This window comes from Streptomyces sp. NPDC101191 (assembly GCF_044767915.1).
Classification (GTDB): Bacteria; Actinomycetota; Actinomycetes; order Streptomycetales; family Streptomycetaceae; genus Streptomyces.
In genome coordinates this window covers 502224-527297 of record NZ_JBIWOU010000004.1, presented here as the reverse complement: position 1 = coordinate 527297, position 25074 = coordinate 502224, and the positions used below count along the sequence as shown (strand labels likewise).

Here is a 25074-nt window from a genome sequence, read left to right as displayed (position 1 = left end):
GTGATCTCACGGTGCTGATCTCACGGTGGTGATCTCACAGTGATCGGCTCACTACGGCGATCTCGTAACGGTGAACCCACGACGGCGAATTCACCGAATCGTGTTCTCCGCGGCGAGTTCACCGCCGCGCCTGCGTGACGGTGAGTTCACCGTGTTGCTCCCGTGACGGTGAGTTCACCGCGTCGGCCACGTGACGGTGAACTCACCTTTCCGCGCCCACCGGTGAGTTCAGAGCAGCGAGCCCCGGACCGAAAAGACGGTCCGGGGCTCGAATGCTGTGGGTTACTTGCTGCGCGCTGCGGCTCGGGGGGCGGTGAATGCGTACGCGGTGTACGCGCCGCCGGGCCTCAGGCTGTGCAGGTGGCTCAGGCGGTCGCGTTGCGCGCCCGGTTGCGGGCGGCGCGGCGCTTCATCGCGCGGCGCTCGTCCTCGCTGAGGCCACCCCAGACGCCGGAGTCCTGGCCGGACTCGAGCGCCCACTGCAGGCACTGCTCCATGACGGGGCAGCGGCGGCAGACGGCCTTGGCTTCCTCGATCTGCAGCAGCGCAGGACCGGTGTTGCCGATGGGGAAGAACAGCTCGGGGTCTTCCTCACGACAAACGGCGTTGTGACGCCAGTCCATGGCTGCTACCTCTCTTGGTTTACGTGCAGGTGCTTGTGAATGTGAACGCTTTCACGAATCCCCCCGCAAGGGAAGGGCCGACTGCCAGGTGAACTGGTGTGGTCCAGGGTTTGAGGAGGGGTTCTGGCTCTCAGTGGAGGCCGGTCTTGCGGGCCGTCCCGATCGCCAAGAAGAGACTCGCAAACCTCGGCAGCGGATACAACCCCTTCCGGAAAGTTTTTTTTGATTCCTCGGTGTCGGCTCCGTCACAGCCGTACTTCTAGGGGGTGGAGGGCAGCCTAAACGTTCGAGTAGAAGGACTTTCGGTCCTTCTGGTCACACAATCACACGCAGTGCACGGCGTACGCCTGTGAACGTCACGCTCGTACGCAGTCCCAGGTGGTCTCCGTCCATCTGAAGGGGGAGAGGCACCTTCGAATGCAAGGTGAAGTCGGTCAGATCGTGGAGGGTCATCGCGTGCTTCCCGTGCGGCCCCCGTTCGGGGGTCGAGGTGAGCAACTGGGTCGCGTACCGGGCCACCGCCGGGGTGGACAGCCGGCTCAGTCCGAGCACGTCGAGGGCTGTTTCGAAGGAGGCGTCCGGCGACGCGTACACCGGGCGATTCCCCAGGTAGGTCCAGGGGGAGGTGTTGCAGATTATGGAGAGGACCAGGTTCTCCACCGGATCCTCACCGGGGCGCTCCAGGGTGATCGTCCCGTGCCGCCGGTTCTGCTCGCCCAGGAACTGGCGCACCACCTGACGCAGATAGAGCGCGTGGGTCGAACGCTTGCCCCGTTCGCGCTGCTGTTCGACCCGGCCGATCACGCTCGCGTCGAAACCGAATCCGGCGCAGAAGGTGAACCAGCGTTCGGGGACACCCTCGTCCTCCGTGCCCGGCGTTCCTGACGCGAGCCCCAGGCTCACCGTCCGTGTCCGCCGTTCACGCAGCGCGTCCAGCAGGGCGCCGGTCGCCTCCACGGCGTCGTTCGGCAGTCCGAGCGCCCGTGCGAAGACGTTGGTCGAGCCTCCGGGCACCACCGCGAGGCCCGGCAGCCGGTCCGGGTCGGGTCCTCCGTGCAGCAGCCCGTTGACCACCTCGTTGACCGTGCCGTCACCGCCGAGCGCCACCACCAGGTCGATGTCGTCCGAGTCGGCGGCCTTGCGCCCCAGGTCGCGGGCGTGCCCGCGGTACTCGGTGGTCACCGCCTCCAGCTTCATCTCGCTGGCGAGCGCGTGGATCAGCACGTCACGTGTGCGGGCACTGGTGGTGGTTGCTGCCGGATTGACCACGAGAAGCGCGCGCATGGTCGCCAGCGTACCTACCCGGCGGTACCGGGCGCAGTCCCGGTCCGTCCGCGGCCGCCCGGCCGGTCCGTCCGCGGCCGCCCGGCCGGTCCGTCCGCGGCCGCCCGGCCGGTCCGTCCCCGGCCGCCCCGGCCGGTCCGCCCGGACCGGGCCGGGCAGGCCCTGTTCCGGCCCGCGCCCTCCGGCGCCGGCCCGCCCCGGCTACCCTGCCTGCATGAGCAGTGCGAGCAGTGCGGACATGAGCAATACGGAGCGTACGGAGCAGGGCCCGCGGCCCGGGCGTCTCACCGCGGCGGCCGTCGTGGCCGGTGTCGAGGGCCTCGCGCTGGCGGCCGGCGGCCTCTATCTGCTGGTGAGCACCCTCACCGACCGGCCCGACGACCTGACCTCGGCGCTCATGGGCGGGATCACCCTGATCGCTCTGGGGCTCATCCCGCTCGTCGCCGCCCGTGGCCTGTGGCTGCGCCGCTCGTGGAGCCGCGGCCCCGCGGTCATCATGCAGATCCTGGCGCTGCCCGTGGCCTGGCAGCTGCTCCACGACGAGGTCCTGATCCCGGCGGGCATCGCCCTCGCCGTCCTCGCCGTGACCGGCCTCGTCATGCTGCTCAGCCCGGCCACGACCGCGGCGCTCGGCATCAGGCGCCCGGGCCAGGACACCCCGTAGCTCCGTAGCCACGGCCGCGGACCCCGTGGTCACCGCCGGCACCGCTGTGGACCCGTAGCTCCGTAGTCCTCGCCGGCCGGTCGGCCCCTTCGGACCGCTCCGCACCCGGCCGGGACGCCGTGACCCCGGCCGGACGCTTCGCGGGTCCTCCGTCACTCCTCGACGAGCAGCTTCTCCCGCAGCTGCGCCAGCGTGCGCGCGAGGAGCCGGGAGACGTGCATCTGCGAGATGCCGACCTCCTGCGCGATCTGCGACTGGGTCATGTTCCCGAAGAAGCGCAGCAGCAGGATGCGCTTCTCGCGCGGCGGCAGGTCCTCCAGGAGCGGCTTGAGCGACTCCCGGTACTCGACCCCCTCCAGCGCCTCGTCCTCGGCGCCCAGCGTGTCCGCGACCGCCGGCGACTCGTCGTCGGTGTCCGGCACGTCCAGGGAGAGCGTCGAGTAGGCGTTCGCCGACTCCAGGCCCTCCAGGACCTCCTCTTCGGAGATCCCGAGGCGCTCCGCCAGTTCGTGCACCGTCGGCGAGCGCCCGTGCTGCTGCGACAGCTCCGCCGTCGCCGTCGTCAGGGACAGCCGCAGCTCCTGCAGGCGCCGGGGCACGCGGACCGCCCAGCCCTTGTCGCGGAAGTGGCGCTTGATCTCGCCGACCACCGTCGGGGTCGCGTACGTGGAGAACTCCACCCCGCGGTCCGGGTCGAACCGGTCCACCGACTTGATCAGGCCGATCGTCGCCACCTGGGTCAGGTCGTCGAGCGGCTCGCCGCGGTTGCGGAAGCGCCGGGCCAGGTGCTCGACCAGCGGCAGGTGCATCCGCACCAGCCGGTCGCGCAGCGCGGCACGCTCCGGCGAACCGTCCGGAAGACCGCGCAGCTCGATGAAGAGTGCCCGCGCCCCGCTGCGGTCGTGCGGGCCGGGGCTCGCGTGCTCCGCGTGGGCCGCCGGGTCCTCCGGGGCCTCGGGGACCGCGTGGGCCGCTGGGTCCTCCGGGGCCTCGGGAACCGCTTCGTGCTGCTCGTGCTCGCTCATCTGGTCCGCCTGCTCCGCGTGATCCGTAGCGACCTCGACTGCGGCCTGGACTCCGGCCTCCGTCTCAGGGTGCGGCCGGGCCTGCTGCTCAGGGATGCCGGCCGTCGCGTCCCCGCTCCTCACGCCGGGCCTGGCCCCGCGCCGCGCTGTTTGTACAGGCTGATGGAGACCGTCCGGTCGTCGGCCACGGACGACTCCACCTTGCCGGCCAGGGCGGACAGCACCGTCCAGGCGAAGGTGTCGCGCTCCGGGGCCCGGCCGTCCGTCGTGGGAGCCGACACGGTGACGTCGAGCGAGTCGTCGACCAGTCGGAACACGCAGCTCAGCACCGACCCCGGCACCGCCTGCTGGAGCAGGATCGCGCACGCCTCGTCGACGGCGATCCGCAGGTCCTCGATCTCGTCGAGGGTGAAGTCCAAGCGCGCCGCGAGGCCGGCCGTGGCCGTACGCAGCACGGACAGGTAGGCACCCGCAGCGGGCAGCCGGACTTCCACGAAGTCCTGGGTCCCGGGCTCGCCTGCGATCTGGGACACCCTCACCTCCAAGGTGGCACAAGCTCTTTCGGGGTCCGGGGAGGAGCCCCCCGGACCAGGCGGTACGCAGTCGATTGCGCAGTCCGCCGAGACGCTATCGCGATCCGTCCCGCCGTGTCGCCGGGGGCCCGTGTGGACCGCCCCGGGACCGCCCCCCTTCAGGGCCGGACCGTTGGGACACACCCCGGCTGCCCGGCGGCCGCGGAGAACCCGCGGAGGGGTGACGTACCCACCCGTCAGACGATCGAACCGTCCACGAAGCACCAGCGCCAGCGCTCGTTCGGCTCGAAGGTCCGCATCACGGGATGGCCGGTGGCCGTGAAGTGCGCCGTCGCGTGCCGTCCCAGGGACGAGTCGCAGCAGCCCACGTGCCCGCAGCTGAGACAGAGCCGCAGCTGGACGGGGTGGGTGCCGTCGGCCAGGCACTCGGGACAGGTGTCGTTCGCCGGCACCGGTTCGGGGCGCGGCATTTCGGCAACGTGCGGGCACTCGCTCATGATGGCCAGGTTACGTTGTGGCACGAGTGACGTGAGGGCACGAACGGGGACCGGGCATGGACGCATTGCAGCTGGTGGCGCTGATCGCGGCGAGCGCCGCGATCGCGGGCTTCGCCCGCAGGACCCCGGTGCCGGCGCCGCTGCTGCTCGTCGCGGTCGGCCTCGCCGCCTCCTACGCGCCCGGGGTGCCCGACTACACCCTCGACCCGCACATCGTGCTCCCGCTGATCCTGCCGCCGCTCCTCTACACGGCCGCGGTCGAGTCCTCGTACCTCGACCTGAGGGCGAACATCCGGCCCGTCGCCCTGCTCTCCGTCGGCTACGTGCTCTTCGCGACGGTCGCCGTGGGGTGGCTCGCGTACGTCCTGGTGCCCGACCTGCCGTTGACCGCGGCGCTCGTCCTCGGCGCGGTCGTCGCCCCGCCGGACGCGGTCGCCGCCACCGCCATCGCCCGCAGGCTCGGCCTGCCGAACCGGATCACGACCATCCTCCAGGGCGAGTCCCTGGTGAACGACGCCACCGCGATCACCGCGTACAAGGTCGCCCTCGCCGCCGCCGTGGGGGAGGGCATCAGCTGGGCCGGCGGCCTGGGCGAGTTCGCGCTCGCCTCGATCGGCGGCATCGGCGTCGGACTGATGCTCATGGTGCCCATCCACTGGCTGCGCACCCATCTGCGGGAGGCGCTGCTCCAGAACACCCTCTCGCTGCTCATCCCGTTCATCGCCTACGCCGCCGCCGAGGAGGTCGGCGCCTCCGGCGTGCTCGCCGTCGTCGTGGTCGGCCTCTTCCTCGGGCACAAGAACTGGAAGGTCGACTTCGCCACCCGCCTCCAGGAGGAGGCGGTCTGGAAGATGGTCGCGTTCATCCTGGAGTCCGCGGTCTTCGCGCTGATCGGCCTCCAGCTGCCGTACGTCGTCCAGGGCCTCGGCCGGTACGGCATCGGCGAGGCCGCCTGGTACGCGGCCGGGGTCTTCATCGCCGTGGTCGTCGTCCGCTTCGTCTGGGTCTACCCCGCCACCTTCCTGCCCCGCTGGATGTCCGCCAGGATCCGGGAGCGCGAGCCCGAGGTGGACTGGCGGGCGCCGCTGGTCGTCGGCTGGGCCGGCATGCGGGGCGTCGTCTCGCTGGCCATCGCCTTCTCCATCCCGGTCGCCACCGAAGGGGCCGAGTTCCCGGCCCGCAACCTGGTCCTCTTCCTGACCTTCACGACCGTGATCGGCACCCTCGTCGTCCAGGGCCTCACCCTGCCGCCGCTCATCCGGATCCTGAAGCTGCCCGGACGCGACCGCTACAAGGAGACGCTCGCCGAGGCACAGGCCCAGAGCGAGGCCTCCCGGGCCGCCGAGGAACGTCTCGACGCGCTTCTCGCCGACCCGGCCAACGTCCTGCCCCCGCCCCTCGCCGACCGGCTCCGCACGGTCCTGGAGCGCCGCCGCAACGCCGTCTGGGAGCGCCTCGGCGCGGTCAACGAGATCACCGGCGAGACCGTCGACGACACCTACCGGCGCCTGGCCCGCGAGATGATCGACGCCGAGCGCGAGGTCTTCGTACAGCTGCGCGACGCCCGCCGCATCGACGACGAGATGATGCGCAGCCTCCTGCGCCGGCTGGACCTGGAGGAGGCCGCGGCCTACCGCGAGGAGGCCGCCTGAGACTCCGGCGCGCCGGTGACCACGGCCGCGATCCGGGTGCCGGGCGGAAAGGCGCCCTCCTCGGCGAGCGTCAGCAGTCCATGGAGCATTTTGGCGACATACAGCCGCTCGATGGCGAGTCCATGCCGCTCCCCGTGCCGGGCCTCGAAATCCCGTGCGAACGCGTCGAGCTCCGGTGTCGTACGGGCGTAGCCGCCGCCGTGGAAGCGCTCGTCGAGCCGCCAGTCGCCGCGCCGGCCGCCGAACGCGGTCTCCTGGAGGGAGGCGATCTCCGCGCCCAGGAAGCCGCCCTTGAGGACGGGGACGCCGAGCACCGGGCCGTCGAATCCGGCGGCGAGGCCCGCGAGGGTGCCGCCCGTACCGCAGGCGACGGCGGCCGTGTCCGCCGCGCCCCGCAGCTCGCGGCCCAGCTCCGCACAGCCCTCCACGGCGAGCGCGTTGCTCCCGCCCTCCGGGACGACGTAGGCGTCCTCGGAGGCGCCGGCGAGCGCCAGCAGCCGGGTCAGGGCCTCGGGCTCGTGCTTCGCGCGGTACGTGGCGCGGTCGGCGAAGACCAGGCGCATGCCGTCCGCCGCGCAGCGCGCGAGCGAGGGGTTCAGCGGGCGGTCGGCCAGCTCGTCACCGCGCACCACGCCGATGGTGGCGAAGCCGAGGAGCCGGCCGGCGGCGGCGGTCGCCCGCAGGTGGTTGGAGTAGGCGCCGCCGAAGGTGAGCACCGGGCGTCCGGCGGCGGCCCGCAGATTGAGCGCGAGCTTGCGCCACTTGTTGCCCGGCAGGTCGGGGTGGATGAGGTCGTCGCGCTTGAGCAGCAGCGTCAGACCGTGCCGGGTGAAGCGCTCGTCCTCCACCGGCTCCAGGGGCGAGGGGAGCCGGGGCCGCAGGCGGGCGGGATCGAACGCGTTCACCCGGCCATTGTCGCCGGTCGGAGGCGCCGGGCGACGGCCGGTGGGGGCCGGGTCGAGGGCGACGGCCGGCCGGGGGCCAGGGTTCGGTGGATGGGTGGACGGGAGGGTTCGGTGGCTGGTGGACGGGAGGGGGTCGGTGACTGGTGGACGGGAGGGGGTCGGTGACTGGTGGACGGGAGGGGGCGAGTGGATGGTGACGGGAGGATCGGCGGCCGGGCAGGGGGGGGCGGGAGGCCGGCGACGGGAGGCGGCCGGTGGGGCGGGGCGGCGGAGCGGCCCGCCGGTCAGCGCAGCCCGTCAGTGCAGCGGTCAGCGGAGCCCGTCAGCGCAGCCGGTCGGCGATCCGCTCGCGCATGGACGCCATGGTGAAGCCCCGTGGGTCCACCTTGCCGGGCTGCCACTCCAGGTGGCCGATGACCGAGCGCTGGGTCCAGCCGTGCACCCGGCAGACCGCCGCCGCGGCCTTGGCGATGGCGTCGAGCTGGACCTTGGGCCACGGGTCCTTGCCGTCGCCGAGGTTCTCGCACTCGAAGCCGTAGAAGTGCCGGTTGCCGTCCGTGGTCGCCTCGTCGTCCCGGGGGAGGCGCTTCTCGGCGATGACGGCCCGCAGCACCTCGTCGTCGCCGAGACCGGCGTGGTTGGCCCGGCCGTAGCCGACCAGGTGGACGGTGCCGTCCTTGGCGATCACGCCGTGGCACAGCGGTCCGGGCAGGGAGGCGTAGCCGTCGCGGCAGATCCGCACGGTGCTGTTGGTGCCGCGGGTGACGGTGTGGTGGATCATCACACCGTGCACGGGGCCCCAGGGGCCCTTGTGGTTGCGGTTGTGGGTGCGCCAGTCGCCGACCTCGACGACCGTCAGCCCCTCGTGGTGCAGGGCGTCGAGAAAGCGGCTCGCGGACATGGGTGGGGCCATGGCCGACTCCTTTCGGACACGGATCACGATGGTTCTTGCTCTGCTTCGGAAGTACCGGAGGGACGTGCTCCGCTGCCATCCGTTCGGACGGTGTGCGAGCCGATCCGGACAGGTCATGGGCTGTTCGAGTGGAAATCGTGCGCCATGCCCTTGCGGAGGATGGTCAACTCCCACTCGTTTGTGTAATGGCGCGGCCACGCTCCGTGCTGAAAGGCTTCCTCTCGCTGGTTTGTCGTATCGAGAGGGAGTTCCATGTCCGTTGGTTCGGTTGGCGACGAGGTCCGCGCGGGTCAGGCCGCACCGCAGCAGAGTCTCGGCACCGCCGCCGCGCGGAACCTGGCGAGCACCACCAAGTCGGCGCCGCAGATGCAGGAGATCACCTCCCGGTGGCTTCTGCGCACGCTGCCGTGGGTGCAGGTCCAGGGTGGTACGTACCGGGTGAACCGGAGGCTCAGCTACTCCGTGGGGGACGGCCGCGTCACCTTCGTGCAGACCGGCGAGTGCGTCACCGTCATCCCGGCCGAGCTCGGCGAGCTCTCCGCGCTGCGCGGTTACGACGACCCGGACGCCCTCGCCGAGCTGGCCGCCCGCTGCCGTCAGCGCGCCTACGCCCCGGGTGAGGTGATCGCCACCCGCGGCGAGAACTCCGACCGGGTGCACCTGCTCGCCCACGGAAAGGTCGAGCAGATCGGCGAGGGCCCCTACGGGGACGAGGCCGTCCTCGGCGTCCTCGCCGACGGCGCCCACTTCGGCGACGCCTCTCTCCTCAGCGCGGAGGCCACCTGGGAGTGGACCGCCCGCGCCGCCACGGCCTGCACGGTCCTGGAGCTCACCCGGGCCGACGTGCTCAACCTCGCCGAGCGGGCGGACTCGCTCGCCGGCCACCTCGCCGAGCTCGCCGCCCTGCCGCACCAGCGCACCAACACGTACGGCGAGGCCGCCATCGACCTCTCCGCGGGCCACGTCGGCGAGGCCCTCGTCCCGCACACGTACGTGGACTACGACGCCTCCCCGCGCGAGTACGAGCTGAGCGTCGCCCAGACCGTGCTGAAGGTCCACACGCGCGTGGCCGACCTCTACAACCAGCCGATGAACCAGACCGAGCAGCAGTTGAGGCTCACGGTCGAGGCGCTGCGCGAGCGCCAGGAGCACGAGCTCGTCAACAACAAGGAGTTCGGCCTCCTCGCCAACTGCGACTACGGGCAGCGCCTCCAGCCCCACGACGGCGTGCCCGGCCCGGACGACATGGACGAGCTGCTGTCGCGCCGGCGCGGCTCCAAGATGTTCCTGGCGCACCCGCGCGCCATCGCCGCCTTCGGCCGCGAGCTCAACAAGCGCGGACTGGCCGCCGAGACGATCGACCTCGACGGCACCCGGATCATGACCTGGCGCGGGGTCCCGATCTACCCCTGCAACAAGATCCCGGTCTCCGACGCCCGCACCACCTCGATCATCTGCCTGCGCACGGGCGAGAAGGACCAGGGCGTGATCGGTCTGCACCAGACCGGCCTCCCGGACGAGATCGAGCCCGGCATGTCCTGCCGCTTCATGGGCATCGACGAGCAGGCGCTCATCTCCTACCTGGTCACGGCCTACTACTCGGCGGCGGTCCTGGTCCCGGACGCGCTGGGGGTCCTGGAGAACGTGGAGGTCAGCCGCTGGCGCTGAGCCGCCCCCGGGGTGGGGGCCGGGCCGACGGGCCCCCACCCCGCCCCAGTCCTCCCGCCCCCTGTCAGGACCGTGAACTCCGGGCCCCCTTTCAGGGCCCCGTGCAGAAAGCGACAGCGAACATGACCGCGACCAGCGTGGAGACCGCGACCGGAGAACAGGACGCCGTACTGCTCCTGGACCGGGCCCGCGGCGTCGTCGACCCCCAACTGCGCACGACCGTGGCGTCGTTGCCGGGGCAGATACGGCGTATCGCCGCGTACCACTTCGGCTGGGAGGAGGTCGACGGCACCCCGGCGAGCGGGTCGGGTGGCAAGGCGATCAGGCCCGCCCTGGTACTCGCCGCGACCCGCGCCTTCGGTGCGGACCCCGCCCCGGCGGTACGGGCGGCCGCGGCGGTGGAGCTGGCGCACAACTTCACCCTGCTCCACGACGACATCATCGACGAGGACGCGACGCGCCGTCACCGGCCCACGGCCTGGTCCGTGTTCGGCATCCCGGACGCGCTGCTGGCTGGCGACGCCATGAACGCGCTCGCGCTACGACTGCTCGCCGAGGATCCGCATCCGGCCGCCGGCGCGGCCTCGGCCCGGCTCGCCGCCTGTGTCATCGAGCTCTGTGCGGGGCAGCAGGCCGACTGCGCCTTCGAGGGGCGCGGGCCGCACGAGGTGTCCCTGGACGAGGTGACGGCCATGGCCCTCGCCAAGACCGGGGCCCTGCTCGGCTGCGCGTGCGCGCTCGGCGCCCTGTACGCGGGGCAGGGCGAGGAGGCGGTCGCGGCGATGGACGCCTTCGGCCGGGAGGCCGGGCTCGCCTTCCAGCTGATCGACGACCTGATCGGCATCTGGGGCGACCCGGGGCGTACGGGCAAGCCGGCCGGCGCCGATCTCGTCGCCCGCAAGAAGTCGCTGCCCGTGGTCGCGGCGCTCGCCTCGGGCACCCGGGCGGGGGAGGAGCTCGCCGAGCTGTACGCCCGCCCGGTCCTCGACGCCGGGGCGGTGCGCGCTGCCGCGGACGCGGTGGAGCGGGCCGGCGGCCGGGACTGGGCGCAGAACCAGGCGGCGGAGCGGATGGCCCGTGCGGTGGAGCAACTCTCCCGGGCGGTGCCGGACTTGTCGGCAGCGGGGGACCTGCTGGCGCTCGCGGAGTTCGTGACGCGGCGCACTCGCTGACTCTTCCGCAAAGAGCTTGCGTAACCACTACGGATGGAGCACTATGGGCGCAGTGGTCAGCCCGGCCACGCCTCCTGAGGAAAGAGATTCCGGCTTGCGCAAGCTCACGTACTACGTCGCCTGCACCCTCGACGGCTTCATCGGCGACCCCCATGGCGACGCCTCGTCCATGTTCCAGTTCATGGACGAGGAGTACGCCGCTTTCATGAACACCGAGTACCCGGACACGGTCCCCACCGCCCTCCGTGAGGCCTTCGGTCTCGCGGGCGTCCCCAACAAGCGTTTCGACACGGTTGTCCAGGGTTACGGCTCGTACCGCCTCGCCCTGGACGCCGGCATCACGAGCCCGTACGCCCACCTGCGCGAGATCGTCGCGACCCGCTCGCTCACCGAGTCGCCCGACCCCAACGTCGAGCTGATCGCCGACGACCTGGCCGCCCGGGTCCGCGAGCTCAAGGCCGAGGACGGCTCGCTGGGCATCTGGCTCTGCGGCGGCGCCCAGGTCGCGGGGCAGCTCGTCGACGAGATCGACGAGCTCGTCATCAAGTCCTACCCGCAGGTCTACGGCTCCGGAATGCCGATGTTCGGCGCCGACTTCGGTATCCGCGACTTCACGCTCGAGGGTGTGCGGTCCTTCGGCAACGGGGTCGTGGTGCGGACGTACACCAAGAAGCGGTGACGGGGGCCGCGCCCTAGGCTGGAGACATGGCCGACACGGCGTCGCACACCACACGGGACCCCCGGTCCGAGCACCCCTGCCCGGCCTGCGGGGAGCTCCGTCAGGTGCACGCGAAGCGGCACAAGGTCCTCGGGACCTGGGTGCCGGAATGGGAGGTGCAGCCGTGCCGCAACCCGCGGTGCGAGCTGTACGAGCCCGAGCACCCGGAGGACGCCTCGGAGCCCGTCCCGGGGAGCCCCGGAGACGCCGCCGGGAGCACCGAGGGCGAGGGTGCGGAAGCCACGACCCCGCACGTGACCGGCAAGAACGGCGAGACCGGGAGAAGTCCGGCCCCGGGGTGACCGGCCGCGCGCCGGAGCCGGTCATACCGCTACAGTCCGCGCATGTCATCGGAGTCGACAGAAGTCTGGACCGGCTGGTACCGGGACCGCCGCGGTGCGGAAGCGATCGCCATCACGACCGACGGGGGCCAGGTGGCCGTCCGCATCAGGGGAATCGAGTACACGGGCGCGAGCTTCGCCGCCCTGAGCGCCGCGGACGAGGGCGGGCAGGCCCTCACCGGGTGCGTCCTGGAGTGGGACCTCCCGCTCCCCGTCCTCGTGGACGGCACCACCCAGCAGGCCACGCTGGGCTGCCTGCTGACCCTCGGCGAGCGCGCCGACCTCAGCCTGACCCTCCACTACGGCGGTGCGGCCTACGAGTCGGGCGTCGCGGGCGGCGATTTCGAGGAGGCCCTGAACCGGGTCCGCCGTCAGCTGCCGCCGGGCACGGAGTTCGGCCGGAGGCTGCCGCAGGCGGCGTGACGGCCGGCGGGGCCGCCCTCGCCGTCGGGAATCCCCGGGGGAACCTCAGGCGAGGCCGTCCCAGCCCCAGCGGGGCGTGGGCCCGGGCTCGCCGAGGTCCGTACCCGGCGCCGAGGCCGAGACGTCCTTGGCGATCCGGGTTCCCCAGTCGAAGTACTCCACCACCCGGCGGCGCAGCAGCGCGTCGTCGGGGAGTTCCTTCTCCACGGCCTCGGTCATCAGCTCCATCCAGCGCAGCCGCTGCTCCTCGGTGATGCCGAGTCCGAGATGCGCGGTGAGCAGGGCGTGGTGACCGCCGTGGCGCGCCGTGAAGTCGGCCGGTCCGGAGAAGACCTCGGCGAGCCACACGGCGACGTGTTCGACATGGGTGGGCGTGAAGTCGGCGAAGACGGGGGCGAGGAGGGGGTCCGCGAGGACCGCCGCGTAGAACGTGTCGGAGAGCCGGCGCAGCGCCTCGGCGCCGCCGATGGCCTCGTACAGGGTGGTGCTCCGCTCATCGGGCATGCCCGACACGCTACCAAGCGGCCCCGCTCCTCACCCCCGGCTCGCTCAGCCCGCCTTGAGGGCCGTGGCGAGCCCGTAACGCCACAGCTGGTCGACGCGGGCCCGCTCCTGGGAGTTCGGGGTCGCGTTCTGGCAGGACGTGCCGGGTCCGCCGCCGGACATCAGCTCACTGCACGGGCCGCTGTAGTGGTCGGGGAGACCGAGGACGTGACCGGTCTCGTGGGCGGTGACGCGGGTGGAGTTGTACTGCTGGTTCTGGCGGTAGTCGAGGAAGATGTAGCCGCCGCCGTGCCCGTCGGTGCTCGCGTAGGAGCCGCGGGAGTCGTTGCCCTCGTAGTACGCGAAGTCGGCGTTGGCTCCCTCCACCAGGCGGACGTTGACGACGGAGCTGTTCCAGATCTGCGCCGAACGCGCTATCTGGGTGCGGAAACTGGGTGCGTTGGCGGAGCTGTAGACCACGGTGACGGCGGTGGCACCAGGCGTGGCGGCCCGCTTCTTCGCGACCGACTTCACGACGGCGTCGAAGAACGCCTGGTTGGCCTTGGCCTCCTCGGCCGAGCCGGCGTACGCCGCGTACGAGCGGTCGGCCGGCTGGTCGGCGGAGGCCGGGGCGGCGCCGAGGGAGAGGGTGAGGCCGGCACCGAGGGCGGCGGTGAGTAAGGACGTGAGGATCTTCGGATGACGCATGGGGGGCTCCTCCTGTGGGGTTGAGGAGAGTGTCGGGGGAGCCGGGGCGGATGGGGAATGATGTCATCCGCCGATAACGCGATGACATCACACCATCGCCAACTAGCTGTAGCAGCAAGCTAGTTGATGCTGTCAGTGCGGTCCGGGGCGGTCTGGCGCAAGCCCCGAGGGCACCCCTAACCTCGGACCATGGAGCTGGAGGTGAGGCACCTGCGGGCGCTGTGCGCCATCGCGGACACCGGCAGCCTGCACAAGGCCGCCCGCCAGCTCGGCGTCAGCCAGCCCTCCCTGACGACTCAGCTCCGTCGCATCGAGAACGCCCTGGGTGCCGAACTCTTCTCCAGGGGCCGCACCGGCTGCCATCCCACACCGCTCGGACGCACCGTGCTCAGCCGGGCCCGCCCGCTCGTCGACGGCCTGTCCGCCCTGATCGCGGAGACGCGCGCCGCCGCGGCCCGCACCGGCGCCGGTCCGGCGCTCCGCGTCGGCTCCACGGCCAGCCGCGCCCTGCCCGGCTGGCTGCGCCGGCTCCGCCAGGACCAGCCGGGCGCCGACATAGCGCTGCGCGTGGACGTCTCCGCCAACGCCCTGTTGCGCACGGTGGCCGCCGGACAGCTCGACCTGGCCTTCGTGCACGAGGTCGAGGGCTGCCCGCTGCGGGTCCCGGAAGGCCTCCAGAGACGCGTCCTGGTGGAACGGGAGCCGCAGTTCGTCTCCATGGCCCGCGACCATCCGGCGGCGGGCCGCGAGGTCGTCGACCTCGCCGACCTGGCCCACGACCGCTGGACGGTCGACCCGGCCGTCGACGGCGAATGGGACGGGCTGCGCCGCGTCCTGGCCGCCGCGGGACTCGACCCGCCCGTCCTGCAGGCCGACTACCACACGGCGGCCTCCCTCATCGCCCTCGGCGAGGCCGTCGCCCCGTGCCAGCCCACGTCGAGCCCGCGCGAGGACATGGCCGTCCGCCCCCTGCGCGGCGACCCGCTGGCCGTCCGGCTGCTGCTGTACGCGGCACCGGGCGTCCCGCTCGACCGGCCGTACGAGGAACTGACCGCCGCCTACCGCGAGGCGGCCCTGCGGGCGGCGCCGTACCGCAGGTGGCTGCGCGCGGGCGGGACGGCGGGACCGTGCATGATGACCCTATGAACGATCACGGGGACGGGCGGGCCGTCGCGGCGCCGCCGAGGGACCACCACGCGCGCACGACAAGCCCGCCGGGGCCCGGGGAGACCTCGGCCCACGGGCGTACGGGGGAGAACCGATGACCGTCCCCCTCGCTCGCCGCGCCCACCCCGAGGACCTGCCCCGGGTCGCCGAACTGGCCGCCGAGCACGCCGCCTACGAGAAGGCCGCGCCCCCGCCCGCCGACCTGGCGGTCCGCCTCCACCGCCTCCTCTTCGACACCGAGGCCCCCCGCCTGCGCTGCCTCGTCGCGGAGCTCCCCGACGGCACCGTCGCCGGCTACGCGACCTGCGCGCCGGAGCTCTCCACCTGGGACGCCGCCGAGTACCTCCACATGGACTGCCTCTACCTCACCGAGACCGCCCGCGGCCACGGCCTCGGCGCCCTCCTGATGGCCGCGATCCGCACCGAGGCCCGCACCCTGGGCCTCAGCGGGATCCAATGGCAGACCCCGACCTGGAACGACGGCGCCATCCGTTTCTACGACCGCCTGGGCGCCACGTCCAAGGAGAAGCGGCGCTACTCGCTTCCGGTGGACTGAGACAGCGGGCGCCGTGGCGCCCCGGTGGCCCGCCACGCGGAAGGGGCCCGGCCGCGGTGCGGCCGGACCCCTTCCGAGACGGTGGCGAGGAAGGCCAGGCCCTTCTCGCTCGGCGGCAGGGCCCTGCCCCGTGCGGTGCCGCCCCGCGTGCGTCAGCTCTGTGCGGGCTCGTCGCCCGTCTGCGCGGAGCCCTCGGCGGCGCCCGTCTTCTCGCGCATCTTGCGGAGCAGCTCCGCCTTCTTGTCGGCTGCGTTCTGGCGGTCGAGGTTGCGGTGCGGACCGTTGTTCTGCCGTTCGGCGCGGGACAGCCTCTTGCGCTGGCCGCCGCCCTGGCCCACGGGATTGTTGATGTTCTTGCTGTCGGTCACGGGTTCTCCCGGTGGTGAGGTGAAGCGATCTACGAATTCATCGGTGGGGACGGGCGGCGACGTCCGAGGAACGTCAGCAGCGGCCCGTCGCGCTCTCACCCGTGAATCGGCGTCTGGAAGAACATGACAACGACGTTACCCGGTTCTCTCGCCCCCGCGCGTCACCGGGCTGCGGGGGTGCGCACGCAGCGTCGGGTGAACCTCGCCGCGCGGACGCACGGCCGCATCGCCCGCGCCGTCTCCTGTCCCGGGCCGCCTCCGTACGCGCCGCGCACCTGCGACCCGACCAGGTGTGACCCCACCAGGTGTGACCCGACCACATGTGACCCGACCAGGTGTGAGACCGGACCACGTGTGACCCGGCCGCGTGTGACCCGACCAAGAAGACCGCACCCGGGCCGTCACGGACGCCGTGCTCGGCGGCCTGCGGACCGGGTGCGGACAGGTCGACCTGACGATCGGAGAAACCGCAGGTCGAACGGCTTGATCGAAGATCAGGCCTTCTTGGTCTCCCAGAAGATGCGGTCGATCTCGGCGATGAGCTCCAGCGCCTTCTCGCCCGTCTTCGGGTCCGTCGAGGCCTTGGCCGCCGACAGGGCCTTCAGGGTGTCGTTCACGAGCTGGTTGAGCTCGGGGTACTTCTCGAAGTGCGGGGCCTTGAAGTAGTCGCTCCACAGCACCGAGACGTGGTGCTTGGCGAGCTCCGCGCGCTGCTCCTTGATGACCGTGGCGCGGGCCCGGAAGTGCGGGTCCTCGTTGGCCTGGTACTTCTCCTGGACGGCCTTGACCGACTCGGCCTCGATGCGGGCCTGGGCCGGGTCGTACACGCCGCAGGGGAGGTCGCAGTGGGCGCTGACCTTCACCTTGGGGGCAAACAGGCGGGAGAGCATGCTGCTGTCCTTCCTCGTGATCGTCTTCTCAGGTGGGACATTACTCGGTGAGAAGCGCGATTTCGCGAGCGCCCCCTGGTGCTTAGGACAAAAGTCCAGGGTCACCATGGGACTCGTGGACGATCGAACCGGGAGGTGTCGAATGGTGGAATCGGGGCGTGAGCCCGGGCGGGAGTCCGGGGCCCCGTTCGGGATCGCCGAGGTGACGGGGGTGTCGATGGTGCCCACGCTGCTCCACGGCGATCAGCTGTTCGTGCACTACGGCGCGCGGCTGCGGGCCGGGAACGTGGCCGTGCTGCGGCACCCGCTGCAGCAGGACCTGCTCATCGTGAAGCGCCTGATCGAGCGGCGCGACGACGGCTGGTGGGTGCTCGGGGACAATCCGGCCACCGAGGGGGACAGCCGGGTGTTCGGGGTCGTACCGGACCAGTTGGTGCTCGGGCGGGTGCGGGCGCGGTACCGGCCCGTCACCCCCGGGCGTCAGCGGTCCGTCGGGGCGGTCGCCTCCTGGCTGCTGTCGGCGGTGAGGCCGGTGCGCTCCGCCTCCGCCTCCAGGCGCTTGCGGGCGCGGTAGGCGGCCACGTTGGCGCGGGTGGCGCAGCGGTCGGAGCAGTAGCGCCGGGAGCGGTTCGTCGAGGTGTCCAGGTAGGCGTTGCGGCAGGGGGCCGCCTGGCACAGTCCGAGGCGGTCGGCGCCGAACTCCGTCAGATGGAAGGCGAGCCCCATCGCGGCGATGGCGGCGAAGCCCGCGGTCGCGTTCGACGGGTGGTCCGCGAGGTGCATGTGCCAGCGCGGCCGCCCCTCCTCGTCGAGGTAGTCGTGGCCGGAGATCTGCGGGCTCACCGGGAACTCGAGGAGCAGGGAGTTCAGCAGGTCCACGGCTCCGGTGTGGTCGCCCTCGTCCGCCGCGGTGAAGACCGCGCGTAGCCGTCCGCGTACCGAGCGGAAGCGCGTCACGTCGGCGTCCGTCGCGCGACGGGCCATCTGGGAGGCCGCGCCGAAGAGTTCCCGGACCGCCTCGACCGACGTGAGGGAGTCCTTGTTGCGGGCCGGCTCCTCGGTGTTGACCAGGCGCACGGCGTAGTCCGAGTAATAGGCCAGTTCCACTTGTAGTCCTTACTCCGGCGGGCTAGGGTCGGGGCGGGGGAGGGTAAGCGACGCTTTCCCTCCGAGGGTATTACGACGGCAGTGGAGGCGGAGCCATGACTGGCAGCACGGACGCGAACACGACCGGAACCGACTGGGCGGCCTGGCAGCAGAGCTGGGACCGCCAGCAGGAGTGGTACATGCCCGACCGCGAGGAGCGGTTCCGCGTCATGCTCGACATGGTCGAGGCGGTCGTGGGACCGGAGCCCCGCGTGCTCGACCTCGCCTGCGGTACGGGAAGTATCACCAGCCGGGCGCTCGACCGGTTCCCGCGCGCCACCAGCACCGGGGTCGACCTCGACCCCGCCCTGCTCGCCATCGCCGAGGGCCACTTCGCCGGCGACGCCCGCGTCACCTTCGTGACCGCCGACCTCAAGGACCCCGCGTGGGTCGAGGCGCTCCCGTACGACTCGTACGACGCCGTCCTCACCGCCACCGCCCTCCACTGGCTGCACAGCGAGCCCCTGGCCGCCCTCTACGGACAGGTCGCCGGGCTCGTCCGCGAGGGCGGGGTCTTCATGAACGCCGATCACATGATCGACGAGACCACCCCCCGGATCAACGCCGCCGAGCGCGCCCAGCGGCACGCCCGCATGGAGCGGGACAAGGCCGCCGGCGTCCTCGACTGGGCCGACTGGTGGGCGCTCGCCGCGAAGGACCCGGTCCTCGCCGAGCCGACCGCCCGCCGCTTCGAGATCTACGGCGAGCACGCCGACGGCGACGCGCCCTCGCCCCGCTGGCACGCCGACACCCTCCGCGCCGCCGGCTTCGCCGAGGCCCGCCCGGTCTGGTGCTCCCCGTCGGACACGCTGTTGCTGGCTGTGAGGTGAGGCAGGGCCGTCCGGTGGGCCGGGAGGCTGCTGACGAGCCGGTCGGCGCAGAAGAACGACGCGGTGTGAGCCCCACCCGGGTTCGCACCGCGTCGTCCTGGTTCGCGTGGTGGTTACGGCAGCTTCAGCCAAGGGCTCCGGTTGGCGATGGTGGCGGTGTGGGTGCTGGTCCAGAAGATGGTCGTGTAGTTCCCGTAGGCCTTGCCGGCCCTGCCGTTGAAGTCGGGCGAGGTGAAGTGCTTGTTCCGGATGGCACCCGCAGGGCAGTCGTAGATCTTCTGCGACATGATCCTCGAGCCGCCGGTCTCCAGCGTCTGGAGCATGATCTTGCACGGGGGGTGCCCCGGGTTCAGGGTGACGTAGGCGTCGGGCCGGCCCACGCCCGCCCTCGGGGAGCTGATGCAGGACTTCCAGTCGACGTAACTGCCGGCGACGACGCCCTCCGAGTACTGCCAGCAGCCGCCACCGCTCGCCGCGCTCGCGGCGGGAGCGAAGACCAGTGACGAGGCGAGGACTCCGGCCGCGCCCAGGACGCCTGCGGCGGCCCGTGTGAATGTGGACATGCTTGTTCCCCCATGCTGTTTCCGTCGAGTGACGGGTGGTCGAGAACCGAAGCTATGAGGGCTTTCGGCAGGCCGTCCAGAAGGCTTGCCGGACTCAGAGGTAGATTTGAGGAAGCAAGGCGCCTGCCGCCACCCGGGAAACACCGTCCATGGCGCAGGGACCGGACGCCCCGCTCGCGAAACACCAGGGCGGGCGCGGCCGGACGGGCACGACAACGGGTCTCTGAACGCCCGTCGCAGCCCCGGAATCGAGAAAGGGGTGCTCCCGGACCTTTCGGTCCGGGAGCACCCACTCTCTTACGAGGAGCTACAGCACCTTCGAGAGGAACGCCTTCGTGCGGTCGTGCTGGGGATTGCCCAGGACGTCGCGCGGGTGGCCCGACTCGACGACCACGCCGCCGTCCATGAAGACGAGCGAGTCGCCCACCTCGCGGGCGAAGCCCATCTCGTGGGTGACGACGACCATCGTCATGCCCGACTCGGCAAGGTCCCGCATGACGTCGAGGACGTCGCCCACGAGCTCCGGGTCGAGTGCGGAGGTCGGCTCGTCGAAGAGCATCAGCTTCGGCTCCATCGCGAGCGCGCGGGCGATGGCCACGCGCTGCTGCTGGCCGCCGGAGAGCTGCGACGGGTAGTTCCCGGCCTTGTCGCCGAGGCCCACGCGGTCGAGCAGGCGCTCGGCGCGCTCGCGCGCCACCGCCTTGGTCTCGCCCTTCACCTGGACCGGCGCCTCCATGACATTGGCCAGGGCCGTCATGTGCGGGAAGAGGTTGAAGCGCTGGAAGACCATGCCGATGTCCCGGCGCTGGGCCGCGACCTCGCTGTCCTTCAGCTCGTACAGCTTGTCGCCCTTCTGGCGGTAGCCGACCAGCTGGCCGTCGACCGACAGGCGGCCGGCGTTGATCTTCTCCAGGTGGTTGATGCAGCGCAGGAAGGTGGACTTGCCGGAACCGGACGGGCCGATCAGGCAGAACACCTCGCCGTTCTGCACCTCGAGGTCGATCCCCTTGAGGATGTGCGCGGCGCCGTAGGACTTGTGGACGCCCTCGGCCTTCACCATGGCAGTCACTTGGCCACCGCCTCACGGTTGGAGAATCGGGAGAGGTTCCCCTTGATCTTCTGCCACGGCGTCAGGGGCAGCGAGCGCAGCGCACCCTTCGCGTAGTGCCGCTCCAGGTAGTACTGGCCGACACTGAAGACCGAGGTCAGAGCCAGGTACCAGACCGACGCGACGAAGAACATCTCCATCACCGCGAACGAGGTGGAGGCGATGTCCTGCGCGCTGCGCAGCAGGTCCTGGTACTGCACGGCGACGACCAGGGACGAGGTCTTCAGCATGTTGATGAACTCGTTGCCGGTCGGCGGGATGATCACCCGCATCGACTGCGGCAGGATCACGCGGCGCATGGTCCGGCCCTGCGACATGCCGAGAGCGTGCGCGGCCTCGGTCTGGCCCTCGTCGACGGACTGGATGCCCGCGCGGACGATCTCCGCCATGTACGCGCCCTCGTTGAGGCCGAGGCCCAGGAGGGCGGCCAGGAAGGGGGTCATGACGTCGGTCATCTCGTCCTTGTAGAACCCGATGTTGAAGATCGGGAAGATCAGGGCGAGGTTGAACCAGATGAGCAGCTGGACGTAGACCGGGGTCCCCCGGAAGATCCAGATGTAGAGCCAGGCGACGCTGTTGGTCACCGGGTTCTTCGAGAGGCGCATGATCGCGAAGACGATGCCGAGCACCAGGCCCAGCGCCATCGAGGCCACGCTGATCAGGATGGTGTGCCACAGACCCGTGAGGATGCTCGGGTCGAAGAGCTTCTCCGGGACGGTGGCCCAGCGCACGTCGCCCTGCGCGAACGCGAAGACGATCAGTGCGAGGAAGGCGACGACCAGTACTCCGGCGACCCAGCGGCCGTAGTGGCGCACCGGAATGGCCTTGATCGCCTCCGGCGGGGGCCCCGCCGGGGCGGGCGACGCCCCGGACGGAACCTTGTCGATCTTGTCAGTCACAACGACTGCCCTTCGGTGTTACGGGACGAGGGTCAGGAGCCGCCGTTGATCTTGGCCGCGGGGATGGCGCCGTCGCCGGCGTTCCAGTTCTCGAGGGCGGCCTTGTAGCTGCCGTCCTTGATCGCCGCGTCCAGGGCCGCGGCGAGCGCGTCCCGCAGCTGGGTGTCCTTCTTGTCGACGGCGATGCCGAAGAAGCCCGCGTCCGACTTGTTGGCGATGGCCTCGAAGTCGTTGCCGCCACCGGCCGTCTTGGCGATGTAGGCCGCGACCGGCGAGTCGTTGAGGTCGGCGACGGCGCCGCCGGCCTTCACACGGGTCTGGGCCTCGGCGTCGGTCGGGAAGGACTCGAAGGTGAGGGCCGGCTTGCCGTCCTTCTTGCACTTCTCGGCCTGGTCCTTGGCGGCCTGCTCGTAGGTCGTGCCCCGCTGGACGGCGAGCTTCTTGCCGCACAGGTCGTCCAGGGACTTGATGTTCTCCGGGTTGCCCTTCTTGACCAGGATGCCGGTGGAGGCGGTGAAGTAGTCGACGAAGTCGACGCCGGTACCGGTCTTCTTGCCCTTGTCGTCCAGGCCCTCCTGGCGGGCCTTGGTGTCGGTCATCGAGGACATCACGATGTCCGTGCGCCCGGTCGGCAGGGCCGTGAGGAGGGTGTCGAAGGTGCCGCTCTCGAACTGGAAGTTCACACCGAGCTGCTTGGAGAGGGCGGCCGCGATGTCGGGGTCGACACCGACGATCTGGTCACCCTTCTTGAACTCCATCGGGGCGTAGGTGGCGTCCGTGCCGACCTTGATGACGCCGGCCTTCTGGATGTCGGCAGGGAGCTTCGAGAAGAGGGGAGCCTTGCTCGCGGCGGCGGAGGAGGAGCCGCCCTCCTTCGTGGAGCCGCCCTCGGTCTGGTCGCCACAGGCGGTCAGCAGCATGGAGCCGGCGACCGCGATGGCGGCGACCGCGGCAAGACGGGAGGTACGGGTCTTGGCGGTCGTACAGCGCGTGGAGCGTGCGGTCATGGTCGGGTTCCTCCGGCGTGTGAGGGAGTTGCCTTAGGCCGCGCACGCACCTTCGAGTGCCGCGACCTCGTGTGATTCACGCATCTTGCCATTCGGACTGCCTCAATCCGATGGGACTGGATGTCAAAATCGGGTAACGGGACCTCCCGGAATGTCGGAGGCCTGTCCTCCCTAGGGGGAACTTCTCCTGAGAAGGGTTCCTCCCGCCGAAAATTATCCCGCTGATCTCGTCATTCGGACGACACGAAGGGCGCTATTCGGGTGGGGAATACATCTTTCTGGACATCGAGTGACGTGTCGTTCTCTGTCCGCAGCCGGTAGCGCTCGGTATGAGTCGTGTCACCGATGCTGTATCGACTCGTCTCCGGACCGGTCCGTCCGGTAAGAAGGATCCTTACACCCCTCATCCGGGGCTCAGGGCGCGTTGTGCGGCGCGCCCGCGCGGCTGCCAGACACGGCGGCCGCGGGACCCGCCCACCTCCTCAACAGGGAGTGGCCACCCTCAAATGAAGAAGACTTAAGGGGTCAACCCAATGGCAGCGGAGATCGTCAATCCTCGCAGCGACAGTGGTACGGAAGGGGCTCCCGGCGAGCCCTTCGATCCGGCCTTCGCGCTGCACCGCGGCGGCAAGATGGCCATCCAGGCCACCGTGCCGCTGCGTGACAGGGACGACCTGTCCCTCGCGTACACGCCCGGCGTCGCCAAGGTGTGCACGGCAATCGCTGAGCAGCCCGAGCTGGTCAACGACTACACCTGGAAGTCCCAGGTCGTGGCCGTCGTGACCGACGGCACGGCGGTGCTCGGCCTCGGCGACATCGGTCCGGAGGCCTCGCTTCCGGTCATGGAGGGGAAGGCCATCCTCTTCAAGCAGTTCGGCGGCGTGGACGCGGTTCCGATCGCGCTCGCGACCAAGGACACCGACGAGATCATCGAGACCGTCGTCCGGCTCGCCCCCTCCTTCGGCGGCGTGAACCTGGAGGACATCTCGGCCCCCCGGTGCTTCGAGATCGAGCGCAAGCTCCAGGAGCGCCTGGACATTCCCGTCTTCCACGACGACCAGCACGGCACCGCGATCGTCACCCTCGCGGCCCTGCGGAACGCGGCCAAGCTGACCGGCCGGACGCTGGGCGAGCTGCGCGCCGTCATCTCCGGCGCCGGTGCGGCCGGTGTGGCCATCGCCAAGTTCCTGCTGGAGGCCGGCATCGGCGACGTCGCCGTGACCGACCGCAAGGGCATCGTGAGTGCGGACCGCGATGACCTGACGGACGTCAAGCGTGAGATCGCGGAGCTCAGCAACAGGGCGGGCCTCTCGGGCTCCCTGGAGACCGCCCTCGCCGGCGCGGACGTCTTCATCGGCGTCTCCGGCGGCACGGTCCCGGAGGAGGCGGTCGCGTCCATGGCGCCGAACTCCTTCGTGTTCGCCATGGCCAACCCGAACCCCGAGGTGCACCCGGACGTCGCGCACAAGTACGCGGCGGTCGTGGCGACCGGACGTTCGGACTACCCGAACCAGATCAACAACGTCCTGGCGTTCCCCGGCATCTTCGCCGGCGCGCTGCAGGTCCGGGCCTCCCGGATCACCGAGGGCATGAAGATCGCCGCGGCCGATGCCATCGCGGGCGTGGTGGGCGACCAGCTCGCCGCCGACCTCGTGATCCCGTCCCCGTTCGACGAGCGCGTCGCCCCGGCCGTCGCGGCCGCGGTCGCCGCAGCCGCCCGCGCGGAGGGCGTCGCCCGTCGCTGACGTGGCGTCGCGAAGCGATCCCCCGTGAAGGGCCCCGTACACGACGTACGGGGCCCTTTCGGCGTGTCGGAGGCTGTCGGAGGCCCACTGGGCGGGCGGCCTCGGCGGCGTGGCGTACGCCCGCGCGGCGGGGTCCGCCGGTGAGGGACATGCGTCACACCGGTGTGTGGTTCCGCGGGATCGGCGTCGGCCCCTAAGGTCGGGCCCATGTTCGCCGCCTACGCTGCCCGAATCGACCGCGACCAGCCCCTGAACGGCCTCGAACTGGGGGAACGCCCCGAGCCCGAGGTGCGGCCCGGCTGGACCACCGTCACCGTCAAGGCCGCCTCGCTCAACCACCACGATTTGTGGTCGCTGCGCGGGGTCGGACTGCCCGAGGAGAAGCTGCCGATGATCCTCGGCTGCGATGCCGCGGGCATCGACGAGCACGGCAACGAGGTCGTCCTGCACTCCGTCATCGGCCAGACCGGCCACGGTGTCGGCCCGGACGAGCCGCGCTCCATCCTGACCGAGCGTTACCAGGGCACCTTCGCCGAGCGGGTCACCGTGCCCAGCTGGAACGTGCTGCCCAAGCCGAAGGAGCTCTCCTTCGAGGAGGCCGCCTGTCTGCCGACCGCCTGGCTCACCGCGTACCGCATGCTCTTCACCAACGCGGGTGTACGGCCCGGGGATTCGATCCTCGTGCAGGGTGCGGGCGGCGGCGTCGCCACCGCGGCCATCGCCCTCGGCAAGGCCGCCGGGCTGCGGGTCTTCGCCACCAGCCGCGACGAGGCCAAGCGGAAGCGGGCCGTCGAGCTGGGCGCCGTCGACGCCTTCGAGCCCGGCGCGCGCCTGCCGCAGCGCGTGGACGCGGTCATCGAGACCGTCGGCGCCGCGACCTGGTCGCACTCGGTCAAGTCGCTGCGCCCCGGCGGCACGCTCGTCATCTCCGGTGCCACCAGCGGCGACCGGCCCTCGCACGCCGAGCTGACCCGGATCTTCTTCCTGGAGCTGAAGGTGGTCGGCTCGACCATGGGCTCCAAGGACGAGCTGGAGGACCTGCTCTCCTTCTGTGCGGCGACGGGTCTGCGGCCGGTGATCGACGAGGTGCTGCCGCTCGACCGGGCCCGCGAGGGCTTCGAGAAGATGGCGTCCGGCGAGCTCTTCGGAAAGATCGTCCTCACCAACGCCTGACGACCCCTTGATG

The 25074-nt window shown here is 71.2% G+C and carries 29 protein-coding genes; 13 read left to right on the top strand and 16 right to left on the bottom strand.

Going from position 1 to position 25074, the window contains the following annotated elements; all coding sequences use genetic code 11:
• Positions 1 to 365 precede the first annotated feature (365 nt).
• Both ACIRQF_RS18985 and ACIRQF_RS18980 read right to left on the bottom strand, forming a co-directional pair.
• Positions 366 to 623, bottom strand: coding sequence for a WhiB family transcriptional regulator (locus ACIRQF_RS18985; protein ID WP_004937597.1), 258 nt, complete (start codon positions 621 to 623; stop codon positions 366 to 368).
• A gap of 315 nt (positions 624 to 938) precedes the next feature.
• Positions 939 to 1907, bottom strand: coding sequence for a diacylglycerol/lipid kinase family protein (locus ACIRQF_RS18980; protein ID WP_376632284.1), 969 nt, complete (start codon positions 1905 to 1907; stop codon positions 939 to 941).
• 214 nt (positions 1908 to 2121) lie between these two features.
• Here ACIRQF_RS18980 and ACIRQF_RS18975 point away from each other — a divergent pair, with 214 nt between their 5' ends.
• Positions 2122 to 2571 carry a hypothetical protein gene (locus tag ACIRQF_RS18975; RefSeq protein ID WP_404093459.1) on the top strand — a complete coding sequence of 150 codons (450 nt, stop codon included), beginning with the start codon at positions 2122 to 2124 and terminating at the stop codon, positions 2569 to 2571.
• Positions 2572 to 2723: 152 nt separating this feature from the next.
• Here ACIRQF_RS18975 and ACIRQF_RS18970 read toward each other — a convergent pair whose 3' ends face one another.
• The 3 genes from ACIRQF_RS18970 to ACIRQF_RS18960 form a co-directional block, all read right to left on the bottom strand.
• Positions 2724 to 3719 carry a SigB/SigF/SigG family RNA polymerase sigma factor gene (locus ACIRQF_RS18970; protein ID WP_376632288.1) on the bottom strand — a complete coding sequence of 332 codons (996 nt, stop codon included), beginning with the start codon at positions 3717 to 3719 and terminating at the stop codon, positions 2724 to 2726.
• The gene (locus ACIRQF_RS18965; RefSeq protein WP_019889334.1) at positions 3716 to 4129 is read right to left on the bottom strand and encodes an anti-sigma regulatory factor; all 414 of its coding nucleotides are present in this window, start codon (positions 4127 to 4129) and stop codon (positions 3716 to 3718) included. Before ACIRQF_RS18965 ends, ACIRQF_RS18970 begins: the two co-directional genes overlap by 4 nt.
• A 236-nt stretch (positions 4130 to 4365) precedes the next feature.
• Complete coding sequence (locus ACIRQF_RS18960; protein ID WP_404093453.1) at positions 4366 to 4626, bottom strand: UBP-type zinc finger domain-containing protein; 261 nt, start codon at positions 4624 to 4626, stop codon at positions 4366 to 4368.
• Positions 4627 to 4682: 56 nt separating this feature from the next.
• Here ACIRQF_RS18960 and ACIRQF_RS18955 point away from each other — a divergent pair, with 56 nt between their 5' ends.
• Positions 4683 to 6278: a Na+/H+ antiporter gene (locus ACIRQF_RS18955; RefSeq protein ID WP_376632292.1), complete on the top strand. Its 1596-nt coding sequence runs from the start codon at positions 4683 to 4685 to the stop codon at positions 6276 to 6278.
• On the opposite strand, the gene ACIRQF_RS18950 is transcribed toward ACIRQF_RS18955, so the two are convergent.
• Together ACIRQF_RS18950 and ACIRQF_RS18945 are read right to left on the bottom strand one after the other, a co-directional pair.
• Entirely contained in the window at positions 6257 to 7183 is a 927-nt protein-coding gene (locus ACIRQF_RS18950; protein WP_404093450.1) for a 1-aminocyclopropane-1-carboxylate deaminase/D-cysteine desulfhydrase, read from the bottom strand. The two genes, ACIRQF_RS18955 and ACIRQF_RS18950, sit on opposite strands and share 22 nt — an antisense overlap.
• A 322-nt stretch (positions 7184 to 7505) precedes the next feature.
• Positions 7506 to 8096 (bottom strand): N-acetylmuramoyl-L-alanine amidase, encoded by a 591-nt coding sequence (locus tag ACIRQF_RS18945; RefSeq protein ID WP_404093448.1) that lies wholly within the window; start codon positions 8094 to 8096, stop codon positions 7506 to 7508.
• 252 nt (positions 8097 to 8348) lie between these two features.
• Between ACIRQF_RS18945 and ACIRQF_RS18940 the strand changes: the two genes are divergently transcribed.
• The 5 genes from ACIRQF_RS18940 to ACIRQF_RS18920 all read left to right on the top strand — a co-directional run bounded on the left by ACIRQF_RS18940 (position 8349) and on the right by ACIRQF_RS18920 (position 12418).
• On the top strand, positions 8349 to 9764 hold the full coding sequence (locus ACIRQF_RS18940; protein WP_404093446.1) for a family 2B encapsulin nanocompartment shell protein: 1416 nt from the start codon (positions 8349 to 8351) through the stop codon (positions 9762 to 9764).
• Positions 9765 to 9886: 122 nt separating this feature from the next.
• Positions 9887 to 10936, top strand: a complete 1050-nt coding sequence (locus ACIRQF_RS18935; RefSeq protein ID WP_404093443.1) for a family 2 encapsulin nanocompartment cargo protein polyprenyl transferase — start codon at positions 9887 to 9889, stop codon at positions 10934 to 10936.
• Between the two features lie 94 nt (positions 10937 to 11030).
• A complete protein-coding gene (locus tag ACIRQF_RS18930) occupies positions 11031 to 11615 on the top strand; it encodes a dihydrofolate reductase family protein (protein WP_404093440.1) in 585 nt (194 codons plus the stop codon).
• 26 nt (positions 11616 to 11641) lie between these two features.
• Positions 11642 to 11956: a hypothetical protein gene (locus tag ACIRQF_RS18925; protein WP_376632303.1), complete on the top strand. Its 315-nt coding sequence runs from the start codon at positions 11642 to 11644 to the stop codon at positions 11954 to 11956.
• A 42-nt stretch (positions 11957 to 11998) separates the two neighbouring features.
• A complete protein-coding gene (locus tag ACIRQF_RS18920) occupies positions 11999 to 12418 on the top strand; it encodes a DUF6304 family protein (protein ID WP_376632305.1) in 420 nt (139 codons plus the stop codon).
• A 45-nt stretch (positions 12419 to 12463) separates the two neighbouring features.
• On the opposite strand, the gene ACIRQF_RS18915 is transcribed toward ACIRQF_RS18920, so the two are convergent.
• Positions 12464 to 12922: a group II truncated hemoglobin gene (locus ACIRQF_RS18915; RefSeq protein WP_376632307.1), complete on the bottom strand. Its 459-nt coding sequence runs from the start codon at positions 12920 to 12922 to the stop codon at positions 12464 to 12466.
• 45 nt (positions 12923 to 12967) lie between these two features.
• Positions 12968 to 13609, bottom strand: a complete 642-nt coding sequence (snpA, locus tag ACIRQF_RS18910; protein ID WP_376632308.1) for a snapalysin — start codon at positions 13607 to 13609, stop codon at positions 12968 to 12970.
• Positions 13610 to 13798: 189 nt separating this feature from the next.
• Here snpA and ACIRQF_RS18905 point away from each other — a divergent pair, with 189 nt between their 5' ends.
• Both ACIRQF_RS18905 and ACIRQF_RS18900 read left to right on the top strand, forming a co-directional pair.
• A complete protein-coding gene (locus ACIRQF_RS18905; protein ID WP_376632310.1) occupies positions 13799 to 14755 on the top strand; it encodes a LysR substrate-binding domain-containing protein in 957 nt (318 codons plus the stop codon).
• 115 nt (positions 14756 to 14870) lie between these two features.
• On the top strand, positions 14871 to 15332 hold the full coding sequence (locus tag ACIRQF_RS18900; RefSeq protein WP_376632312.1) for a GNAT family N-acetyltransferase: 462 nt from the start codon (positions 14871 to 14873) through the stop codon (positions 15330 to 15332).
• A 152-nt stretch (positions 15333 to 15484) separates the two neighbouring features.
• On the opposite strand, the gene ACIRQF_RS18895 is transcribed toward ACIRQF_RS18900, so the two are convergent.
• Both ACIRQF_RS18895 and sodN read right to left on the bottom strand, forming a co-directional pair.
• Positions 15485 to 15700 carry a DUF6243 family protein gene (locus ACIRQF_RS18895; RefSeq protein WP_376632314.1) on the bottom strand — a complete coding sequence of 72 codons (216 nt, stop codon included), beginning with the start codon at positions 15698 to 15700 and terminating at the stop codon, positions 15485 to 15487.
• A 494-nt stretch (positions 15701 to 16194) separates the two neighbouring features.
• Complete coding sequence (sodN, locus tag ACIRQF_RS18890) at positions 16195 to 16590, bottom strand: superoxide dismutase, Ni (RefSeq protein ID WP_030207400.1); 396 nt, start codon at positions 16588 to 16590, stop codon at positions 16195 to 16197.
• Between the two features lie 142 nt (positions 16591 to 16732).
• Here sodN and sodX point away from each other — a divergent pair, with 142 nt between their 5' ends.
• The gene (gene sodX, locus ACIRQF_RS18885) at positions 16733 to 17164 is read left to right on the top strand and encodes a nickel-type superoxide dismutase maturation protease (protein WP_404093435.1); all 432 of its coding nucleotides are present in this window, start codon (positions 16733 to 16735) and stop codon (positions 17162 to 17164) included.
• Here sodX and ACIRQF_RS18880 read toward each other — a convergent pair.
• Entirely contained in the window at positions 17071 to 17697 is a 627-nt protein-coding gene (locus ACIRQF_RS18880) for a CGNR zinc finger domain-containing protein (RefSeq protein ID WP_404093433.1), read from the bottom strand. The genes sodX and ACIRQF_RS18880 overlap by 94 nt on opposite strands.
• A 95-nt stretch (positions 17698 to 17792) precedes the next feature.
• On the opposite strand from ACIRQF_RS18880, the gene ACIRQF_RS18875 reads away from it, so the two are divergent.
• Positions 17793 to 18566, top strand: coding sequence for a class I SAM-dependent methyltransferase (locus ACIRQF_RS18875; RefSeq protein WP_382480509.1), 774 nt, complete (start codon positions 17793 to 17795; stop codon positions 18564 to 18566).
• A 113-nt stretch (positions 18567 to 18679) separates the two neighbouring features.
• On the opposite strand, the gene ACIRQF_RS18870 is transcribed toward ACIRQF_RS18875, so the two are convergent.
• The 4 genes from ACIRQF_RS18870 to ACIRQF_RS18855 form a co-directional block, all read right to left on the bottom strand.
• Positions 18680 to 19129 carry a hypothetical protein gene (locus tag ACIRQF_RS18870; RefSeq protein ID WP_376632322.1) on the bottom strand — a complete coding sequence of 150 codons (450 nt, stop codon included), beginning with the start codon at positions 19127 to 19129 and terminating at the stop codon, positions 18680 to 18682.
• A 307-nt stretch (positions 19130 to 19436) separates the two neighbouring features.
• Complete coding sequence (locus ACIRQF_RS18865) at positions 19437 to 20198, bottom strand: amino acid ABC transporter ATP-binding protein (protein ID WP_376632324.1); 762 nt, start codon at positions 20196 to 20198, stop codon at positions 19437 to 19439.
• Entirely contained in the window at positions 20195 to 21136 is a 942-nt protein-coding gene (locus tag ACIRQF_RS18860; RefSeq protein ID WP_382480507.1) for an amino acid ABC transporter permease, read from the bottom strand. Before ACIRQF_RS18860 ends, ACIRQF_RS18865 begins: the two co-directional genes overlap by 4 nt.
• A gap of 32 nt (positions 21137 to 21168) precedes the next feature.
• Positions 21169 to 22143: an ABC transporter substrate-binding protein gene (locus ACIRQF_RS18855; protein ID WP_376632327.1), complete on the bottom strand. Its 975-nt coding sequence runs from the start codon at positions 22141 to 22143 to the stop codon at positions 21169 to 21171.
• A gap of 533 nt (positions 22144 to 22676) precedes the next feature.
• Here ACIRQF_RS18855 and ACIRQF_RS18850 point away from each other — a divergent pair.
• Both ACIRQF_RS18850 and ACIRQF_RS18845 read left to right on the top strand, forming a co-directional pair.
• Positions 22677 to 23888 carry an NADP-dependent malic enzyme gene (locus ACIRQF_RS18850; RefSeq protein ID WP_376632329.1) on the top strand — a complete coding sequence of 404 codons (1212 nt, stop codon included), beginning with the start codon at positions 22677 to 22679 and terminating at the stop codon, positions 23886 to 23888.
• 207 nt (positions 23889 to 24095) lie between these two features.
• Positions 24096 to 25061 carry a zinc-binding dehydrogenase gene (locus tag ACIRQF_RS18845; protein ID WP_376632331.1) on the top strand — a complete coding sequence of 322 codons (966 nt, stop codon included), beginning with the start codon at positions 24096 to 24098 and terminating at the stop codon, positions 25059 to 25061.
• The last annotated feature ends 13 nt before the right edge of the window (positions 25062 to 25074 follow it).

Excerpts from the sequence above, each read along its gene's own strand:
- ACIRQF_RS18985 (WP_004937597.1), bottom strand. The coding sequence starts at position 623 with ATGGACTGGCGTCACAACGCCGTTTGTCGTGAGGAAGACCCCGAGCTG.
- ACIRQF_RS18900 (WP_376632312.1), top strand. The coding sequence starts at position 14,871 with ATGACCGTCCCCCTCGCTCGCCGCGCCCACCCCGAGGACCTGCCCCGG.
- sodN (WP_030207400.1), bottom strand. The coding sequence starts at position 16,590 with ATGCTCTCCCGCCTGTTTGCCCCCAAGGTGAAGGTCAGCGCCCACTGC.
- snpA (WP_376632308.1), bottom strand. The coding sequence starts at position 13,609 with ATGCGTCATCCGAAGATCCTCACGTCCTTACTCACCGCCGCCCTCGGT.
- ACIRQF_RS18945 (WP_404093448.1), bottom strand. The coding sequence starts at position 8,096 with ATGGCCCCACCCATGTCCGCGAGCCGCTTTCTCGACGCCCTGCACCAC.
- ACIRQF_RS18905 (WP_376632310.1), top strand. The coding sequence starts at position 13,799 with ATGGAGCTGGAGGTGAGGCACCTGCGGGCGCTGTGCGCCATCGCGGAC.
- ACIRQF_RS18920 (WP_376632305.1), top strand. The coding sequence starts at position 11,999 with ATGTCATCGGAGTCGACAGAAGTCTGGACCGGCTGGTACCGGGACCGC.
- ACIRQF_RS18940 (WP_404093446.1), top strand. The coding sequence starts at position 8,349 with ATGTCCGTTGGTTCGGTTGGCGACGAGGTCCGCGCGGGTCAGGCCGCA.
- ACIRQF_RS18850 (WP_376632329.1), top strand. The coding sequence starts at position 22,677 with ATGGCAGCGGAGATCGTCAATCCTCGCAGCGACAGTGGTACGGAAGGG.
- ACIRQF_RS18960 (WP_404093453.1), bottom strand. The coding sequence starts at position 4,626 with ATGAGCGAGTGCCCGCACGTTGCCGAAATGCCGCGCCCCGAACCGGTG.
- ACIRQF_RS18875 (WP_382480509.1), top strand. The coding sequence starts at position 17,793 with ATGACTGGCAGCACGGACGCGAACACGACCGGAACCGACTGGGCGGCC.
- ACIRQF_RS18980 (WP_376632284.1), bottom strand. The coding sequence starts at position 1,907 with ATGCGCGCGCTTCTCGTGGTCAATCCGGCAGCAACCACCACCAGTGCC.
- ACIRQF_RS18955 (WP_376632292.1), top strand. The coding sequence starts at position 4,683 with ATGGACGCATTGCAGCTGGTGGCGCTGATCGCGGCGAGCGCCGCGATC.
- ACIRQF_RS18925 (WP_376632303.1), top strand. The coding sequence starts at position 11,642 with ATGGCCGACACGGCGTCGCACACCACACGGGACCCCCGGTCCGAGCAC.
- ACIRQF_RS18915 (WP_376632307.1), bottom strand. The coding sequence starts at position 12,922 with ATGCCCGATGAGCGGAGCACCACCCTGTACGAGGCCATCGGCGGCGCC.
- ACIRQF_RS18975 (WP_404093459.1), top strand. The coding sequence starts at position 2,122 with ATGAGCAGTGCGAGCAGTGCGGACATGAGCAATACGGAGCGTACGGAG.
- ACIRQF_RS18935 (WP_404093443.1), top strand. The coding sequence starts at position 9,887 with ATGACCGCGACCAGCGTGGAGACCGCGACCGGAGAACAGGACGCCGTA.
- ACIRQF_RS18845 (WP_376632331.1), top strand. The coding sequence starts at position 24,096 with ATGTTCGCCGCCTACGCTGCCCGAATCGACCGCGACCAGCCCCTGAAC.
- ACIRQF_RS18870 (WP_376632322.1), bottom strand. The coding sequence starts at position 19,129 with ATGTCCACATTCACACGGGCCGCCGCAGGCGTCCTGGGCGCGGCCGGA.
- ACIRQF_RS18855 (WP_376632327.1), bottom strand. The coding sequence starts at position 22,143 with ATGACCGCACGCTCCACGCGCTGTACGACCGCCAAGACCCGTACCTCC.
- sodX (WP_404093435.1), top strand. The coding sequence starts at position 16,733 with ATGGTGGAATCGGGGCGTGAGCCCGGGCGGGAGTCCGGGGCCCCGTTC.